Annotated in this window: 15 protein-coding genes; 5 read left to right on the forward strand and 10 right to left on the reverse strand. The window is 53.9% G+C overall.

Features of this window, described 5'->3' with window-relative positions:
• Window positions 1-628 precede the first annotated feature (628 nt).
• From LAO76_21110 to LAO76_21135, 6 genes are all read right to left on the reverse strand, one after another.
• Window positions 629-1228 (reverse strand): YceI family protein, encoded by a 600-nt coding sequence (locus tag LAO76_21110; GenBank protein MBZ5493425.1) that lies wholly within the window; start codon window positions 1226-1228, stop codon window positions 629-631.
• Between the two features lie 45 nt (window positions 1229-1273).
• Window positions 1274-2389 carry an NAD(P)/FAD-dependent oxidoreductase gene (locus tag LAO76_21115; GenBank protein MBZ5493426.1) on the reverse strand — a complete coding sequence of 372 codons (1116 nt, stop codon included), beginning with the start codon at window positions 2387-2389 and terminating at the stop codon, window positions 1274-1276.
• 6 nt (window positions 2390-2395) lie between these two features.
• Window positions 2396-3445, reverse strand: coding sequence for a type III polyketide synthase (locus LAO76_21120; protein ID MBZ5493427.1), 1050 nt, complete (start codon window positions 3443-3445; stop codon window positions 2396-2398).
• Window positions 3446-3491: 46 nt separating this feature from the next.
• Entirely contained in the window at window positions 3492-4865 is a 1374-nt protein-coding gene (locus LAO76_21125; GenBank protein ID MBZ5493428.1) for an aspartate aminotransferase family protein, read from the reverse strand.
• A 131-nt stretch (window positions 4866-4996) separates the two neighbouring features.
• Window positions 4997-6370, reverse strand: coding sequence for a M56 family metallopeptidase (locus LAO76_21130; protein ID MBZ5493429.1), 1374 nt, complete (start codon window positions 6368-6370; stop codon window positions 4997-4999).
• A 34-nt stretch (window positions 6371-6404) separates the two neighbouring features.
• Window positions 6405-6809 carry a BlaI/MecI/CopY family transcriptional regulator gene (locus LAO76_21135; protein ID MBZ5493430.1) on the reverse strand — a complete coding sequence of 135 codons (405 nt, stop codon included), beginning with the start codon at window positions 6807-6809 and terminating at the stop codon, window positions 6405-6407.
• Between the two features lie 348 nt (window positions 6810-7157).
• On the opposite strand from LAO76_21135, the gene LAO76_21140 reads away from it, so the two are divergent.
• The 3 genes from LAO76_21140 (at window position 7158) to LAO76_21150 (ending at window position 9503) form a co-directional block, all read left to right on the forward strand.
• Window positions 7158-8237, forward strand: coding sequence for a VWA domain-containing protein (locus LAO76_21140; GenBank protein ID MBZ5493431.1), 1080 nt, complete (start codon window positions 7158-7160; stop codon window positions 8235-8237).
• Between the two features lie 112 nt (window positions 8238-8349).
• Entirely contained in the window at window positions 8350-8826 is a 477-nt protein-coding gene (locus LAO76_21145) for a CHAP domain-containing protein (protein MBZ5493432.1), read from the forward strand.
• Entirely contained in the window at window positions 8823-9503 is a 681-nt protein-coding gene (locus tag LAO76_21150; GenBank protein MBZ5493433.1) for a hypothetical protein, read from the forward strand. The genes LAO76_21145 and LAO76_21150 overlap by 4 nt, the downstream gene beginning before the upstream one ends.
• A 28-nt stretch (window positions 9504-9531) precedes the next feature.
• On the opposite strand, the gene LAO76_21155 is transcribed toward LAO76_21150, so the two are convergent.
• The gene (locus LAO76_21155) at window positions 9532-9786 is read right to left on the reverse strand and encodes a hypothetical protein (GenBank protein ID MBZ5493434.1); all 255 of its coding nucleotides are present in this window, start codon (window positions 9784-9786) and stop codon (window positions 9532-9534) included.
• A 185-nt stretch (window positions 9787-9971) separates the two neighbouring features.
• Between LAO76_21155 and LAO76_21160 the strand changes: the two genes are divergently transcribed.
• Together LAO76_21160 and LAO76_21165 are read left to right on the forward strand one after the other, a co-directional pair.
• Complete coding sequence (locus tag LAO76_21160; protein ID MBZ5493435.1) at window positions 9972-11195, forward strand: acyltransferase; 1224 nt, start codon at window positions 9972-9974, stop codon at window positions 11193-11195.
• A 230-nt stretch (window positions 11196-11425) separates the two neighbouring features.
• Window positions 11426-11815: a hypothetical protein gene (locus LAO76_21165; GenBank protein MBZ5493436.1), complete on the forward strand. Its 390-nt coding sequence runs from the start codon at window positions 11426-11428 to the stop codon at window positions 11813-11815.
• Window positions 11816-11886: 71 nt separating this feature from the next.
• Here LAO76_21165 and LAO76_21170 read toward each other — a convergent pair whose 3' ends face one another.
• The 3 genes from LAO76_21170 to LAO76_21180 form a co-directional block, all read right to left on the reverse strand.
• Complete coding sequence (locus LAO76_21170; protein ID MBZ5493437.1) at window positions 11887-13257, reverse strand: sigma-54 dependent transcriptional regulator; 1371 nt, start codon at window positions 13255-13257, stop codon at window positions 11887-11889.
• 165 nt (window positions 13258-13422) lie between these two features.
• Entirely contained in the window at window positions 13423-14697 is a 1275-nt protein-coding gene (locus tag LAO76_21175; GenBank protein ID MBZ5493438.1) for a hypothetical protein, read from the reverse strand.
• A 56-nt stretch (window positions 14698-14753) separates the two neighbouring features.
• Window positions 14754-16649, reverse strand: a complete 1896-nt coding sequence (locus tag LAO76_21180; protein ID MBZ5493439.1) for a response regulator — start codon at window positions 16647-16649, stop codon at window positions 14754-14756.
• Between the last annotated feature and the right edge of the window lie 22 nt (window positions 16650-16671).

The raw sequence follows: 16671 nt of genomic DNA on the forward strand, positions 1-16671 counted from the left end.
CCTACGAACCCTGAAGGCACGCACGGCTGAAGCACTGGACCCGGCCATCACTGAGGCTATTGCCGCTATCACTTCACAGGATGCCATGGGCTGGATACAGCATTGTGGATATCAGCACACTAAATGCTAAAAAGGCATAGGTCACAGAGAGCAGCAACAGACCGCAAATTTTCGCCCCTTATGCAGAGATCAACAGGTATTTATAAGTTTAGGAAAGAACGTCAGAGAGGAGAGGAAGCACAAATTTGGAAGGGCCACGGCGCTGGCCGTGTTCTAACCGACTGGCCTTCTATCAGGAAGTCAATCAGCGTGGATACATTGCCATCGTAGCCCTTGATGTGATCACTGCTTTTGCAGTCCCAAACCTCAACAGATACCCATTGGGGTGCCGTTGATTTTTTCGGGTCTGGTTGCCTCCCAAGTTACCCTGGTCGGCTGGTCACCCAGTTTACTTTGGTGCTCGCGAGATCCTCGGTAACGCGGGACCTTTTCAACCGTCGACACCTGCACTTTAAAAAATCACCGCTTCTTCATGCTGTGACGGCGATCACGCGTGTTGGTGATCTATCAAACGCGTGAGAGCAATGGGAGTCGCGGCAAGAGAGTGATCTTATAGTGGCGCACAAATTTATTTTGCTATCCCCGTCGTGATCTTGCCCACCGCGTGCACATGGATCTTCACCGTGTCGTTTACTCGCAGAATAAACGTACTGGGATTCTTCATTCCCCATTCCTGGTATTTCACGTTAAAACTACCATCGGCTGAGCCAGAGCCGTCTTGCAGTTGCACCTCAAGCGGCATGCTTACCGGCTTCGATTTGCCATGCATCGTTAAAATGCCTTCAACTTCGACCGTCGACTTACCCTCATTTGCGACCGCGCCCTTCACATGTTGCGGCGTGAAGACGATGTCAGAGAATTTCGGACTCTCAAGGATGTCTTTGTGCATTCTCTTGTCGCGACCGTCACTGCCACTCTCGCCGCTGGCCGAGTCGACGACTAGCTCGCCTGAAGCCGCGCCTGTAGCGTTGTCAAACTGTATGCTGCCGCGCTTAAGACGAAAGTCGCCATGGACGGTATGAAGCGTTGAATCAACCGTGAAGTTGACAGTGGTCTTGGCCGGATCGAGTGTGAAGGTCTTTTGTTGCGCCTGCCCCGCAGTGTCCGCGACCGTCGCAACGAGAATGAATAAAGCGATATGGCGAAAAACTCGAACTGCTGAACTCATCTAAAAGTCCTCAGTGTTGCAAATCAATTGTATTCTGCGTGATCTTTACGCCCACAACAGATGCCAGCCAAGATTGGCCAATCCTTTGGCGCCAAAATCCTTGAACCTCATTTCGCCCACATGAACCGCCAGCATCCGCGCAAAGAGGCTGGGCTGTCGCGAGAGTGCCCGCAAGCTTCTCTGGCGCAACCATCGGCTCCGGTCCATCAACAACATGCTGCGCGACATAAATTCGGGCAGGCTGTTGATCTTGTTATGAGCAGCGGCATAACTGGAGAGATCACCTGCAACGAGTGCCGGAGCCAGGGCGAGCGCCTGACGGAAAGCGAGCGCCATTCCTTCCCCGGTAATTGCATCCACCGAGCCTGACGCTTCACCCACCAAAGCCACATTTCCACGACAAACATGCTTCAGTTGGCGAGAGATACTCAATGCCCCCATCGCTCTTGTGGAAGAATCTGCATCGTTGAGGCGGGCGGCCAGTTCAGGAAACTCGCTGAGGCCTTCACGAAATGAATGAAATTTTGGCCGCGATATCAACGCGACGCAGACGTCATTGCTTCCCACCGGCGTTACATATGCCTGTCCGTGGTTGCCCCAGTAGATTTCAACGTATTCACTCCAGGGACGCACCCGAAAATGCTGGCGCAGTCCGATCCTCTGCGTGCGTCCGCTACCGGCTGAAAGCCCCGCCCACTCGCGAACACGGGAATTTTGTCCATCGGCGCCGACAATCCACCGGCAAGTGATCGCTCTTCCGTTCACTAAAATTGCATCGTTTCGTATGGCGGAAACACGAGCGCCCCAAAGCATCTCGACTTGGTACTTTTGTGCTTGCTCCACAAGCAACTGGTGGAGCAAGACACGCCGGATACCCAGCCCGCGGCCCTGGGGAAATTCTGCGGCAACGGAGCTTTCCGGCCCAATGAACCTGATTCCATGAAAGGTTCCTGTCTCGCATCCCTCCAGCGACACGCCCAACCTGGCAAGAACATCCAGGCTGTCGGGCATCAAGCCTTCGCCACATGCTTTATCGATTGGCGGTTGTGCACGATCAGCGACTATCACTCGCAGCCCATGCTGACTGGCGGCGATGGCCGCAGCAAGGCCAGCCGGGCCGCCCCCAACTACAAATACGTCTGTATCTAAAATTTGTCCCATCCTTTTTCACCAGCGAAGCAATAACAGTTCAGAGCAGAAACCAGGCCCCATCGCCGCCAGCACGCTGTAAGATCCCGGCTTGCCACGATGGTGCGCCAGCACTTCCTGCAATACGACAAGAACTGAAGCAGACGAAAGATTGCCAACCTGCTTCAAGCATTCCCATGAAAGTTTTAGAGCGTCAGGCGCAAGGTCCAAGCTATCTTCGACTGCTTCAAGAACTTTGGAGCCGCCCGTGTGAATGATCCAACTCGCGATGTCGCTGCGTTTGATTCCTGTCTCTGCCAGGAACGCATCCACGTCGCCGCCCAGGTTTTCACGGATAACTTTCGGTACGTCGGGCGAGAGAACTATGTGGAAACCAGTTTCAGAAATGTCCCAGCCCATCACGTCTTCCGATCCGGGATAGAACACTGATTTTGTCGCCAGAATTTCCGGCCCGTTGAAATCCGTCTCATGTCCGGCAACCACGGCAGCGGCAGCGCCGTCACCAAAGAGGCCCGTAGAAATCATGTTGGCAACGCTGACATCGTCGCGCTGCCACGTGAGAGAACAGAGTTCTACTGCCAGCACTACCGCAATCTGGTTCGGGAAAGCGCGCACGTAATCAGCCGCGCGGGCCAGACCGGCAGCACCGGCCACACAGCCGAGTCCAAACATCGGTATACGTTTGATGTTCGGAGAAAGTCCCATGCGGTTCAACAACCGCGCGTCAATCGATGGACTGGCTACGCCGGTGACCGATACAAAAAACAGCGCATCAATATCACGCGGCAAAATCCCGAGCGGGGTGATAGCGCGGCAGATCGCGTCGCGGCCCAATGTCTGGGCTGCATCAATCCATAAGTCATTGGCCTGTCCCCAGGTGGTTACGCGCTCATACGCTTCCAGCGGCAGGACAAGATGCCGCCGTTCCACACCACAGCGCGAGTGAAGGCGATCCAGCACTTCAGGATTATCCAGTTGTGATTGCCAGGCTTCCTTCAACGCGGAAGTGATTTCCTGCTGCTTGTAAACATTTCCGGGAAAGGCACTTCCCGCTCCAATAATTCGCATAGTCACCTGATTCTTTTTTTTGTCGAATTGCACGCGGCCAAAGTCTTCAGATTTTTACCGCCCGCCGTGCCAGATGCAGCGCGTCCATCCAGAAGGAGGATGAGGAATGAACTTCTTCCACTACGCTCTTTACGGCGCGCACAAAGTCCGCGATCTGCTGCTCATTTACCATCAGCGGTGGCGCGGCTTTCAATACCATGAAATTGTTGCCGCACATTTGCGTGAGGAAACCATGTTCGCGGAAGAGCTTGCCCACAATGATTTGCCCGAACATGCCTTCATGTATCTTGCGGAAAGCTTCAAACGGAACACGAAGCTGCCAGCTCTCCGGACGCCGGAACTCAATGCCGTTGAGCAAGCCCAGGCCGCGCACCTCGGCCACCATCTCATAGCCGGAAAGAGCGTCCGTTAATGACTGGCGCAGAAGCTGGCCCATCTTTTCGCTGCGCTTTCCCAGCCCTTCATCTTGCAGGGTCTGTAAAGTCGCCAGCCCGGCGCGCATGGCCAAGCCGTTTTCGCTGTAAGTCGACGTATGGATGATTGACCGGCCCAGTGAGCTATAAACCGATTCGTAAATTTCATCGGACATCAGCACTGCGCCACTGGGTACAAGACCTCCACTCAGCGCCTTCGCCAAGACCACCATATCGGGATCGAGTCCCCAATGATGTGCGGCTAAAAAAGTTCCTGTGCGGTAAAGCCCGGTCTGGACTTCATCGAGTACAAAAAGCGTGCCATATTTCTTGCACAACGCCTGCGCACCGCGAAGGTAGTTGTCCGGCGGCACGCGAACCCCGGCCTCAGACTGAATTGGCTCGATTACAAATGCCGCAAACTTCCTAGTAGCCAGCTTAGTTTCCAGCTCAGCCAGATTGGCAAAGGGCACGCTCTCTGCGCCCGGCAGCAGCGGCGCAAAACCCTGAGCCCAGGTTGAATCAGCCATCAGTGAAAGGGCGCCGCAGGTAAGACCATGAAATGCGCCCGTGCAATAAAGCAAGCCGCTTCTCCTGGTAAAGAGGCGGGCGAACTTGATTACAGTCTCAACCCCTTCGCTGCCAGAACTGCAGAAGTAGACTTTTTCCAGGCGTCGGCCGGCCAGACGACACAATTCCGCCGCCAGTTCACCTGCCAATTCGGGAACGTGGCTCTGCAACATCGCTGGCCCGCGGCGATCCAGTTCTTCATGCAGGGCTGCGATAACGGCAGGATGGTTGTGGCCCAGATTATGGACGCAATAGCCGGACAGGAAATCGAGAATCCGACCGCCATCAGAGGTAAACAGCTCTGTGCCTACGCAACGCGAGTACCGGACATTCATTTCCAACAGGCTCAGGAGCTTTACCCACTGCGGGTTCACATGCTCGGAATAGCCGGCATCTGCCGATAGGCTGCCGGGAGCAGCCAAAGTGCTTTGCGTCATTCATCACCGCCAAGATTGATACCTAAATCGTAGACGACCTAGATGTCTTAAGACATTAAGAATTGTTTTGAATATACTCTTAAATCCTTACGACATCAAATTATCGACTGAAAAACATAGACTTACAGCGATTAGTGCTCATCACGGTCGCGGCCTCGACCAACATGAATTCCTCGGGTCGCGATTTCACTGAGAGTGGAACGAACGACGCTGGACACGGATGGGTGTTGGATAGCCGGTTGGTTTTCCCGCCACGGCGTGGATTCCGGCTCTATTGCGGAAGATCCTGCCGAACCTGCAGCGGAATTTGAGCTGCTGGTCATTGTGTAAACGGGAGTTTCTGGAACGTAAGAACGCGTGCGCAGCGTGGTCAGAGAGTCCTTAGGCGTATCTGAAGGCGTCGCGCGGAGTTGGGCGTTCCGAGCATTGTGGGAGTGCCCTACCGCAGTCTGTCTCGGCGACGGATTCGGCATGCGTTCAACAAGTGGTTCAGTGAAGCCCACGGACAAAGCAATGGATGGAGCAAAAGAGCCAAAAGCCGCGACCAAAGCCAGTCCTGCTGCCGCCCGAGAACACCCATCCCACCAAGCCATGGGCTTTGGCGTAGTCAAGATGGTGCGCACCCGCAGGCCCAGAGAGGTTGACGCAGCAAAATCCACACCCAGCGAAAAGCCTTCCTGCAACATGCGCAGGCGCACAAAATATGTAAGGCTGTCAGCGTAATCAGCCCGATCGCCGGGACGTGTTTTCAATACCGCCAGGTCGCAAGCTAACTCGCCCTGCAACGTCATGGCTTTCCGGGCTTTCCAGACGGCTGGATGAAAGAACAAAACGCAGCCGATCAGATCGCTCAGCCCAGCCCAAAGATAGTCGCGACGAGCAATGTGGACTAACTCATGGCAAAGCACGTCGGCAACCTGGGGAGTTGGGCCGATTTCTTCACAAACCTCAGGCAGCAGGATTCGCGGGTTCCACCAGCCCGCCGTCGCTGGCGATTTGAGTCCGGGCAGCAGCAGCAACCGGGTACGGGAGATTCGCGACTGCGACAAACCCATGTCGCGAGAGATATCAAGAAAAAGCCCGTTGAGCGCTGGAGAGGCGTCGATTGTGTGACTCAGTAGCAGGCGCATTCTGACATGCTTCCACACCGCCATTCCGATCAGTGCGAGAGAGACTGCAACATAAACCGTACCCAGGCACTGGATAGTGATCACCGTATTGTGGCTCCACGCCAACGGGAGCATGACGGAATGCTTGATGGCCGACGCTGACACCGTTGCATTCGCCCCGCCTGCCGTCCCAGCGATTAGAGCTTTGACTTCGCTGACAACCAGTTCCAACCAATACGCCGCTGAACCCGTTAAAAAAACCATCCAGACAATAAAACGCTGGCGGGGCGTACTCAGCAGCCGAGCCAATATCCAGCAGGCAAAAAAGGCCACAGCAACTTTCAGGAAGTAACTCAGGCAGGTAGCGGCGAAATGTAGGCAGACCTCTGCGCTCATAATGAAAGCCCGTGACGTAAACACGCCAGCGAATTTAGTGCTGAATCTCTCCTTTTTGGATGCGGTAATTGCGAATCAAGGCTTCTAATTCTTCAAGTTCCTTCTCCGCAACGGGGCCTGATTCCAATAAATTAACCAGCAGTTTTGCTGGCGAGCCGCCAAAATTCTGCTCCAGCAGGTTTCGCACGGAGAGCCGTTCCACCCATTCGCGGGTCACGGTCGGCGCAAACACAAACACGCGCCCGCCGTTCGTGTGTCGCGCCAGCCCCTTTTCTTCCATAATACGAAGGATAGTCTGCGTGGTCTTGTAATTGGGCGGCGAAGAAAAACTGGAATGATGAATGATTTCTTCAATCGTGGCCGATTTTAACTCCCATAATGCGTTCAAGATACGAAGCTCGGCTCGGGTGGGAGGCGACGGATTCTTGCGGCTGGTCATGCGATTAAGTCTTAAGAGCTTAAGCTATGAGATGTCGGCGCGATTGTCAACCGTTCTTTTTAAACGAATTCAGCTCTGGATATGCCATGCAAGATTGAAAATGCCATTTCGCGCTCTCGCCGTTGCTTCCGACCATGTAATTTACCTGCGCCTTACAAGGTCTTTACTCCAGTCCTCACCGCAGGACGAGAAAATCAGCATCACACCAGAGATCAACTCAAGAAACTTAATTCCTGTGACGTGCTAGCCGTGAATCCCTGATTCCCTTCAACATCAGCCGAGAGGAACTCAAACAAGCCGATCTCTGTGGAGGACGTTGTGCAAAGCAACAAACTGAATGAACACGTGATGCGGATCTCACTGGCCGTGGCGATTCTCTGCTTACTAGTCGTTGGAATGCGGATGCGCAGCCAGGAAAAAGCTGACTTGACGGTCCGCGTGAAGGTGGTGAACGTGCCTGCCACCGTCCGAGATAAACACGGAAACATCGTTAACAATCTTGCGAAGGACGATTTCGTGTTGACAGAGGACGGTCGCCCGCAAACGCTCCGCTATTTCTCCCAGGAGAGCAGCCTGCCCCTCACACTAGGCTTGCTGGTGGATACCAGCATGAGCCAACGGCGAGTATTGGGCCAGGAGCGCACCGCTAGTTCAAGCTTTATCGACCAGATGCTGCGGCCGGACAAAGACAAAGCATTTCTTATCCATTTTGATCATGAAGTAGAACTGGACCAGGATTTGACCTCTTCGCGGGAAAAATTGCGGTCTGCGTTGGATAGCCTGCAAACGCCTCAGTTCACTCAAACCAGTGGAGGCAATTCACAAGGACAGAACCCAGGGGGATATCCAGGCCGCCATGGTCATCACGATGGCGGCAGTCACGGCGGCGGTACCCTTCTGTACGACGCAGTCTATCTGGCGTCGGACGAACTCATGAAAAAGCAGGCTGGACGAAAAGCTTTGATTGTTCTTTCTGATGGAGATGACCGCGGCAGCAAAGAGACCTTGCTGAGCGCCATTGAAACCGCGCAACGCGCAGACACAATTATCCACTCAATCCTATTTAAGGATGATGATGACCGTTCCTTCGGTGGCGGCTTTGGCGGAAGAGGAATGGGCGGCCATCACGGCGGCCTGGGTGGCGGTCGCGACCGATATCCGCAGGAGCCGCGCGTGGACGGGAAAAAGATACTGGAACAGATGTCGCGCGAAACCGGCGGCCGGCTTTTTGAAGTTTCCGGCAAGCAGACGGTCGAGAAGATTTATGTCCAGATTGAAGAGGACCTTCGCAATCAATACAGTCTTGGATACACGCCGGACAGGACTGATCCCGGTGAAGGCTTTCACAAGATCAGCGTCAAGACAAAACAGAAGGACTTGGTGGTCCATGCCAGAGAGGAATATTACTGGGGGATTAAGCAGGATTAGATGCAATTAGTAACAAGCGTCCATGTACCAATGAGTGACTGGCTCGCCAGAAACCAACTCTGAATCAGATCAAAGCATCAGACAATGAACCTGGCCACAATCATTTGATCTGATGCGATGTGTTTTAAAATTCGCGTTGCTGTTCTTGTGCCTATTGACGGTAATTGCCAGTCTTGAGGCCAGAGCTGAAACGGATGATGATTCGTCCGCTAAAGTGCTGGTATCACCTGAACAGGGCGAAGCACTGGCTGCATTTGCATTGCAATCGGAAAGGCGAATCCGCCACCCCAAGCCGGATTGCTCTCATCTGGTGCATCTGCTCTATTCGCGCGCCGGGCTTATTTACCCATATCAGGATTCACGCGTTTTGTATCGCGGCGTAAGCGATTTTGAGCGGGTAAAAATGCCGCAGCCTGGAGACCTCGCTGTGTGGCTGGGCCATGTGGGCATCGTGCTTTCGCCGCAAGAAAAGACGTTCCTCAGTTCTGTGCGCTCTGGAATTATTACTGAATCATGGACGGCGCCGCACTGGGTCCGACGCGGCCGTCCGCGTTTTTATCGTTATCGCATGGTCCTGATGCCGACATGAACTTGCTCGCCAGGATCATGAACGATGATAACCTCCCGCAACTTGCAAGCCGACGTAATGCGCGTAGCGAGACCAATAGCGAACTTCCCTCCGCCGCTAATACCGACAGTGACGTTCCCAACTCGCAGCAAGAGCGCACTGACTCGTCAGTGCAAGACGCTCAGAACACGGACGAAAGCGATAATAGGTCTCCTTCCGTCGTCGCAGTCATTGCCCAACGCCAAATGCCGAGCAGACTACAAATCGAAGCGGCAATCATGGCAAACAGTAAAGCACGAGCGAAACAATTGATCGCCGGTGAAACGCTAGACGTAGCGCGTCCATTCTCGGTTTTCAGCCGGTTGGAAGTGGAAAAAATAAAGGTCAAACATGAGAGAGGATTGGTAGTTCTTGAGATTGATGAAACGATGTGTCAGGAAGACGGGCGCATTTTGCCGCAAAGAACAGTGAAACGCGAGCTCTCGATTGTTCGAAGCAGCGACGGCGTTTGGGTAATCTCGGACACACAAGAGCGCACGTATGTGATGGAAGAACAAGCGTTGGGAATATTTGAGCATCAGGCAGAGTTGCTTCTCCGTCGCGCTCCCAACAGTAGCAATACCCGAATTATGGTGAAAGCCCTGGACCACCTGTACGATGAACAAACCGGCGAGCCGCAACGTGCCGCAATCAGGTAAATCAGAGACCCCCCTCAAGAATGAGATCTTATGCGGTTGAATTTGAGTAAAGGTTCTTGTTCAGCCACTCTGCCACAGGTGTCTGCAAGGCGAAGTGGAGCTTGATCTCCTCACCATCAAGAACGCGCCACTGCGACGGATGAGAATACGCCTTACCGTGCGCATCGACCGCGCGAAATTCGACGGAATGGTTCTGAATTCGATACTCATTACAAGGACCGCTATCCTTTGACGCAATTCTCAGGCTTTGCAGTCCTGACAGCACGATCCATTGATTTCGCAAAACTCCCTCCAAATAATTTCACCAAAGTTGAGCACCAGCAACGCAGATACTGGCTTAGCGTTGGTCTTCATAGTCTGATGATCCACCGAGTAAGGAGGTGTTGTCCGCAAAAATGCCAAAGCGGTAATTAATTCAGCCAAGACCCTGATTTACTATGCATATTTGAAGATTTTCAGGGAGATGCAATGTCACTGGCTGGGGCTGCTGCGCAACAAGATAAGTTACGGGTGCCAGGCATTGATCTGCTCCGCGGCCTTTGCATTGTGGCCGTGGTGCTGCACCACATTAATCTGAGGATCCATTTCCATGACAGCAGCCTGGGCCAGTTCATTGGCCCGGCAGCCAACCGTGCGCTGTTCTGGAACGGATATTACGGCGTTCGCATGTTCTTTGTCATCTCTGGGTTCCTGATCACATCATGGTCATTGAAACGCTGGGGCAGACTCAGCCAGCTCAATATCCGCCAGTTTTACCAGATGCGATTTGCACGCATCATGCCGTGTCTTGCAGGGCTGCTGCTTATGCTGGTTTTGCTGGACCGGCTGAATGTTCCGCGCTTCGTCGTTAACACGCAACATACTTCGCTGGTACGCGCCTCGATTGCGGCCCTCACCTTCCACGTGAACTGGCTCGAAGCCAAAACCGGCTACCTGCCCGCTTCATGGGACGTGCTCTGGTCCCTCTCTGTGGAAGAGATGTTTTATGTTTTGTTCCCGATTATGTGCGTGCTCGTGCGAAAGCAGGCGCTCCTAATCGCCATGCTCGTCTGCTTTGTGATGACCGGCCCATTCTTTCGTGTACACACGCAAAATGAGCTTTGGGCCGACTATGGTTACCTTTCGTGTATGGACGGGATTGCCTTCGGCTGCCTGGCAGCCATGGTCGCCGCAAGAATCACATTGAACAAGAAAACAAACTTGGCATTCTCGATCACCGGCGCGCTCCTCTGCCTTCTCATCACCGTGTTTCGCGGAATTGCTGTCCGGCTCGCATTTTATAAAGCGGGCCTCGATGTGACGATCCTGGAGATTGGCAGCGCGCTCCTGCTGATCGCATTACAGCAGAACGCTGAGAGGCGTGTGGACAATTCAGATAAACCCACAGGCGCTTCTGGCTTGAACCGCATCAGTGTATATCTGCATCGTTCAACGGCTTTTCTGTGCTGGTTTGGACGCAACAGCTACGAGGTTTATCTCACTCACATGTTCGTGGTCTGGGCAATGGTGGGCTTGTTCTTCCATTTTCATCAGAGCATTCACCAGTCGCCGCTCTGGTTTCTCGCCACATTGGCATTAACGGGAGCGCTGGGACATGTGGTAGCCCGTTTTTATTCCGAGCCGCTTAACCACCAGTTGCGAACAAAGTTTTTGGCAACATCGCCAGCAAGGATCGCCGCCTCGGCAGACTGATAGATAGACAATCGGACAAAATTTTCTCTCTGCGCAACTCCGCAGCGTCATAAAAGTTGCATGATTTTCTGAGACCCTTTAGTAACTGCAATCCAGCAACTTACATTGCTGCTCCGGGTTTCATGGAGCGGAACCATTCTCAGAACTTGACCGGCTGGAACAAAGAACACCATGATGGTCGCGGTTCCGTGCCCTGGGAAAATGCAAATTGAGAGGAGAACACCCACAAAATGAAGAAAGCGCTGATTCCACTTTTTATCGTAGCTCTGATGATCTACGTTGCACCCTCAGCCCACGCCGATAACTGGGTTTACCTCGGTCAGGCCCACGTTGACGGCCAGCATGACCATGACAATATTGAAGTGGGAAAGGCCTCCGGCCGTTACCGCTTCCTGCAGATCCGGATTAAGAATGCCCCCATCGAGTTCGACCGCATTGTGGTCCACTATGGCGACGGCGAGCCGGAAGTTCTGCAGGTGCGCGATGTGATCCGGCGGGGCGGGCACAGCCGCGCCATAGCTTTGCAAGGCGACCGCTTTGTGAAAAGCTTTGAGCTGTGGTACGGCAAAGCCCATCCCAACTCAGGCAAGCCCGAGTTGACGCTCTGGGGACAACGCTAGTGCGACCGTATTAAGCGGAAAGGCCTCGATGTTCGAGGCCTTCTTTTTAATTATGGGCATTGCGGTCGTCTTCATTCTCCTTCGTCCGCCACTCCGAGTTTGCCCAGCCTGTACCTGAGCGCATTGCGCGAGAGCCCCAGCAGGCGCGCAGCCTGGCTCTTGTTGCCGTTCGCCCGTTTCAGGGCTTCGCGGATCATATTGTCTTCCCACTGCTCCAGAGTCATTCCTTCGGGAAGAAATTGATCGGCAGGGGTTGACGCTGCGGCAGCTTTGCTCTGCCTTGTATCCAGGTGGATGTCTTTCTCATCGATCATCCTTCCCAATGACAATGCCACCGCGCGCTCGATGCAATTTTCAAGCTGGCGAATGTTTCCCGGCCAGTGATATTCCATTAATGCGTCGAGTGCGGGGGGCGTGATGCCTTCAATTTCTTTTTCGCTGTCAGCAGCAAATCGAGCTAGAAAATGGTTCACCAGGTCAGGAATATCTTCTTTGTGTTCCCGCAGCGGCGGAATATCGATCGGCACAACGTTCAGCCGATAATAAAGATCCTCGCGGAAGGTTCCTTCTTCTAATGCGGCGCGCAGGTCGCGATTGGTTGCGGCAATCATTCTTATATCAACTTTCAGCGTTTTTGTACCGCCCAGGCGCTCAAACTCGCGTTCCTGCAAGACACGCAGCAGCTTTACCTGAATGGCCGCCGGCACGTCGCCGATTTCATCGAGAAAGAGAGTGCCCTTATCGGCCAATTCGAACTTGCCCGGCTTGCTAGCCAATGCGCCGGTAAATGCGCCACGCTCAAAGCCAAAGAGCTCACTTTCAAAAAGTGTGTCCGGGATGGCAGTGCTGTTGATCTTGATGAACGGGCCGGATGCCCGTCGCGAATTCTGGTGGATGGCCCGCGCGATCAGATCTTTGCCCACGCCGCTCTCACCCCCGATAAGTACCGTGGAATTTGTTGGCGCTACGCGCTCGACCAATGCAAGCACTTCCTGCATCTTCTTGCTCCGGCCCACAATGTTCTGGAAGTGGTACCGCTTGCCCAGGGCCTCTTTCAGACGCACGTTTTCATCGCGCACCTGCTGGACATCGAGCTCCTTATTGATGACCAGCTTCATCTCAGCCATGGTGAAGGGTTTCAACACATAGTCGCTGGCGCCAGCTTTCATTGCGTCCACAGCGGTCTCAACGCTGCCATAAGCCGTCATTACGATGAACGGCAGAGCGGGATTCAGTCGCTTCCCTTCCTGGAGGAACTCCAGACCGTTCATACCCGGCAGCTTCAGGTCCGTCACCACTATGTCAGCCGATTCCTTACGCAGGTGCCGCAGGCCGGTCTCGGCATCGCCCGCCGTCTGGACGCTGTGTCCGTCTTCGCCCAGGCTGATCTCCAACAGCCGCCGCATGCGTGGCTCGTCTTCAACGATAAGGATATTCGCCATATTTTTTTATCCCAAACCCCGGGTTGCGGGTGAGGGATCACTATTCCCTAACGATCTGCTGATATAGATCAACCCTATTTCACACCCTTAGTTTTATGGATAAATTTCTGTTACGGCCCTTGGAGAACAGCTTTCTCCGTGCCTCCGCGTTTCCGTGGCGGGATTTTAATTTGTTGCGCCTGTCTCAGTCTCTACCGCCACCGGAAATGTGACCCGAAAACATGCGCCATGTCCCGCTTCACTTACCAGCTTGAGTGATCCGCCATGCGCATCAACAATTTTGGAGACAATCGCCAAGCCCAGCCCGACTCCGGACTTCTTCGTGGTGACAAATGGATTGAATATCTGCTCTTTCAATTCCGGTGGAACGCCTGGACCGCTATCTTCAATCTCCACCACAACGCCTCGCGCTTCAGCAGTTTCATCGGACGCACGGAGCCTCACGCGTAGATCGCCGCCTTCTTCACCCATGGCTTCGCAGGCGTTCATGAATAAGTTGGTAAAGACCTGATCGCACAAATCATGGTCCAGCATGACTTGCGGCAAGCCGGGAGCAAAGTCACGCTTTATTCTGACCTTTTTGCATGCGCCCTGTTCAGAAACCGTCTTCAGGCAACGCTCCACCACCGTGGCCAGGTCATGCGAGCCCAGATCAAGCTGGGAGGGCCGCGCAAAATCGAGAAATCGACTCACCAGGGCGCTCACGCGATTCACTTCAGTGTAAATATATCCGGCAAGTTCTTTCGCGAGCGGATTCGATTCATCTATTTTTTGCGCAAGTATTTCCGCCGAGCCCTTGATCACACCCAGTGGATTGCGTATCTCATGGGCCAAACCGGCAGAAAGCTGGCCGAGCGCCGCCAGCCTTTCCGCTCTGCGCGCCTCGTCCTGCGCAAGCTTAAGGTTACGATTCGCCTCGGTGAGCGTTTCAGAAAGGACCTGATACCGCCGCACCTGCACCCTGTACTGCATCACGAAGCGATTTACCGTCATGGCTACAAAAAAGAAGAACAGGACACGCATTAACAGCTCAGACAGGCTGCTGGCTGTGATGGTGAAGTGCAGATTCGCCTGATACAGATATGAGCTATAAGCCACTGACGCAGCCAATGTCCACAGCAGCGTTCCAACGGGCCCAAAATACATGGCTGCGGTCATTACCGGCAGGTAGTAGATCGGATAGTAGCCGCTATTGATGGCCGCTGGATCGCCCGTGTGGTTGATTAGAACGGTGGCAAGAACAATCTTGATGAGCACGGCCATTGCCGGCCCCGGCTTTCCCGCACGCCGTACGAATTGCGTCTCCAGCAATTGCGAGATCCCGATGATCAGCAGAATCAGCTGCTTGTGTAATTCGGCAACCGGCGGAATAAGCGCAAGTCCGCCAAGAAAGATGAGCCAAAGAACATCAAGCCAGCGCGGAGTAGCGCGTTCTGTCATAGGGAAGATTTGAATGTATCACGAGTAAGGCGATGCCCGGGAGACCCGCTGGAGAGTCAATTCTCTTTATCAAGTATTGCTCGAATTTTTGCGCTTAATGCTTGGAAAGTAAACGGCTTTTGCAGGAAGCATGCTGGGTCAAGGGCGATGCCATGGCGCCATACCGCATCATCAGCGTATCCCGAAATAATCAGCACGCTTGTACCGGGACGCGTCTTGCGTACGTGGTCCACTAATCCACGGCCACTTAGCCTTGGCATGACGATATCGGAGATTAGCAATGAGATAGGCCCTGCGTGGCGATCGCAGATCTCAATCGCTTCTTTGCCGTCGCTGGCCGACAGAACTCGATAACCGCAACTCTCCAGATATTCGCATGAGGCGTTGCGCAGATCTTCTTCGTTATCAACCACCAGGATGGTTTCGTGTCCGGGCACGTGCGACCTTTTCCGCAATTCTGCCGGTGCGGGATTTAGATCGCTACCAACAACCAGCGGCAGATAAACACTGAAGGTGGAACCCCGCTGCGCTTCCGACGTTACCGTAATGTAGCCGCCGCTTTGCTTGACGATGCCGTAAACGGTGGAAAGTCCTAACCCCGAACCGGTTTTTTTTGTAGTAAAGAATGGCTCGAAAATCCGCGATTGCACTTCCTGGCTCATGCCACCGCCAGTATCGCTCACGGACAAGCGCGCATAGTTGCCCGGAGGCAGTTCGGGCTGATCAGTGGAACTCTCATACCGGTCAATGGTAATCGTAAGGGTTCCACCTTCGGGCATCGCTTCACGGGCATTTGCCGTCAGATTCATGATCACCTGCTCCATCTGGCTCTGGTCCGCGCGCACCAAACCAACATTCTTTGCGGCTTGAATGCTGATTTGCACTTCCGCGCCCACCAGGCAATCCACCATGCTGGTGAGACCTTCCAGTACCATGGCCAGATCCAGTAACTTGAGTGACATGACCTGTTTGCGTCCAAAGGCAAGCAGTTGGCGAGTAAGGGACGCCGCCTTTTCAGTGGCTGAAATGATTTTCTCCGCCCGCCCGCGTTCCGCCGGGCCGGATGCGCTGGATTCAAGTAGTTCCGCGTGACCGCTGATAATCCCAAGGATATTGTTGAAATCGTGGGCTACACCGCCCGCCAGGCGGCCCACGGCTTCCATTTTTTGTGAATCTCGCAGTTGTTCTTCCATGTCCTGCTGTTCGGTGATGTCACGCAACATGGCCAGATGCTGGCCGGGAAGAATATTCGCGGTAAAACAATAATCTACGAGCCTTCGCGACCCATCCTTCAGGTGCGCCCAGAACTGACCACGACCGCTCTCGGACGCGTTGAGCTCTGCCCACACCTGCTCAAACCCCTTTTCGCAAAAGTCGCAAATGCGGCAACCGATCAGTTCATTGCGTGAGAGATTCACCAGCGCCCCTGCCGCGGCATTAGCTTCCAGGCAGGTGCCGTCATCGGCAAAAATAACGATGCCCTCCAGAGAGTTCTCAAAAATGGCCCGGACCGTGGCCTCGCTCTGCCGAAGTGCTTCTTCAGACCGTTTGCGCTCAATAGCATAACGAATTGAGCGCAGTAACAGCCGTCCATCGAACGTGCCTTTTACCAGATAATCCTGCGCGCCCTCGCGTACGGTCTTAATGGCTAGTTCCTCGTCATCGGAGCCGCTCAGTACCAGTATGGCGGCGAGAGACGCTGCTTGCCGGATTCGATAAAAGGTCTGATAACCCGCGCTATCTTCAAGGTTGAGATCGAGCAGAATTACGTCAGGATGGTTCCTTTCAAGGTGTCGTAAAGCCTCAGACAATCGGGCGACGTGCTGGCATTGCAACGTCGCGGTAGGTAAACGCAGCAATCCCGTGATGAACTTCGCATCGAGCGCATTGTCTTCGACCAGCAGCACTCGAAGGAGTTCCGTTTGTCGTGAATCCATTACCAGCGTTGACATCTTTAGATCCACTCCCCTGAAC

This window comes from Terriglobia bacterium (assembly GCA_020072645.1).
Classification (GTDB): Bacteria; Acidobacteriota; Terriglobia; order Terriglobales; family Acidobacteriaceae; genus Angelobacter.

Bases quoted from the DNA above. Each gene is read 5' to 3' on its own strand.
- LAO76_21150 (MBZ5493433.1), top strand. From the start codon at position 8,823: ATGAACTTGCTCGCCAGGATCATGAACGATGATAACCTCCCGCAACTT.
- LAO76_21135 (MBZ5493430.1), bottom strand. From the start codon at position 6,809: ATGACCAGCCGCAAGAATCCGTCGCCTCCCACCCGAGCCGAGCTTCGT.
- LAO76_21130 (MBZ5493429.1), bottom strand. From the start codon at position 6,370: ATGAGCGCAGAGGTCTGCCTACATTTCGCCGCTACCTGCCTGAGTTAC.
- LAO76_21140 (MBZ5493431.1), top strand. From the start codon at position 7,158: ATGCGGATCTCACTGGCCGTGGCGATTCTCTGCTTACTAGTCGTTGGA.
- LAO76_21125 (MBZ5493428.1), bottom strand. From the start codon at position 4,865: ATGACGCAAAGCACTTTGGCTGCTCCCGGCAGCCTATCGGCAGATGCC.
- LAO76_21175 (MBZ5493438.1), bottom strand. From the start codon at position 14,697: ATGACAGAACGCGCTACTCCGCGCTGGCTTGATGTTCTTTGGCTCATC.
- LAO76_21110 (MBZ5493425.1), bottom strand. From the start codon at position 1,228: ATGAGTTCAGCAGTTCGAGTTTTTCGCCATATCGCTTTATTCATTCTC.
- LAO76_21165 (MBZ5493436.1), top strand. From the start codon at position 11,426: ATGAAGAAAGCGCTGATTCCACTTTTTATCGTAGCTCTGATGATCTAC.
- LAO76_21120 (MBZ5493427.1), bottom strand. From the start codon at position 3,445: ATGCGAATTATTGGAGCGGGAAGTGCCTTTCCCGGAAATGTTTACAAG.
- LAO76_21160 (MBZ5493435.1), top strand. From the start codon at position 9,972: ATGTCACTGGCTGGGGCTGCTGCGCAACAAGATAAGTTACGGGTGCCA.
- LAO76_21145 (MBZ5493432.1), top strand. From the start codon at position 8,350: ATGCGATGTGTTTTAAAATTCGCGTTGCTGTTCTTGTGCCTATTGACG.
- LAO76_21115 (MBZ5493426.1), bottom strand. From the start codon at position 2,389: ATGGGACAAATTTTAGATACAGACGTATTTGTAGTTGGGGGCGGCCCG.
- LAO76_21180 (MBZ5493439.1), bottom strand. From the start codon at position 16,649: ATGTCAACGCTGGTAATGGATTCACGACAAACGGAACTCCTTCGAGTG.
- LAO76_21170 (MBZ5493437.1), bottom strand. From the start codon at position 13,257: ATGGCGAATATCCTTATCGTTGAAGACGAGCCACGCATGCGGCGGCTG.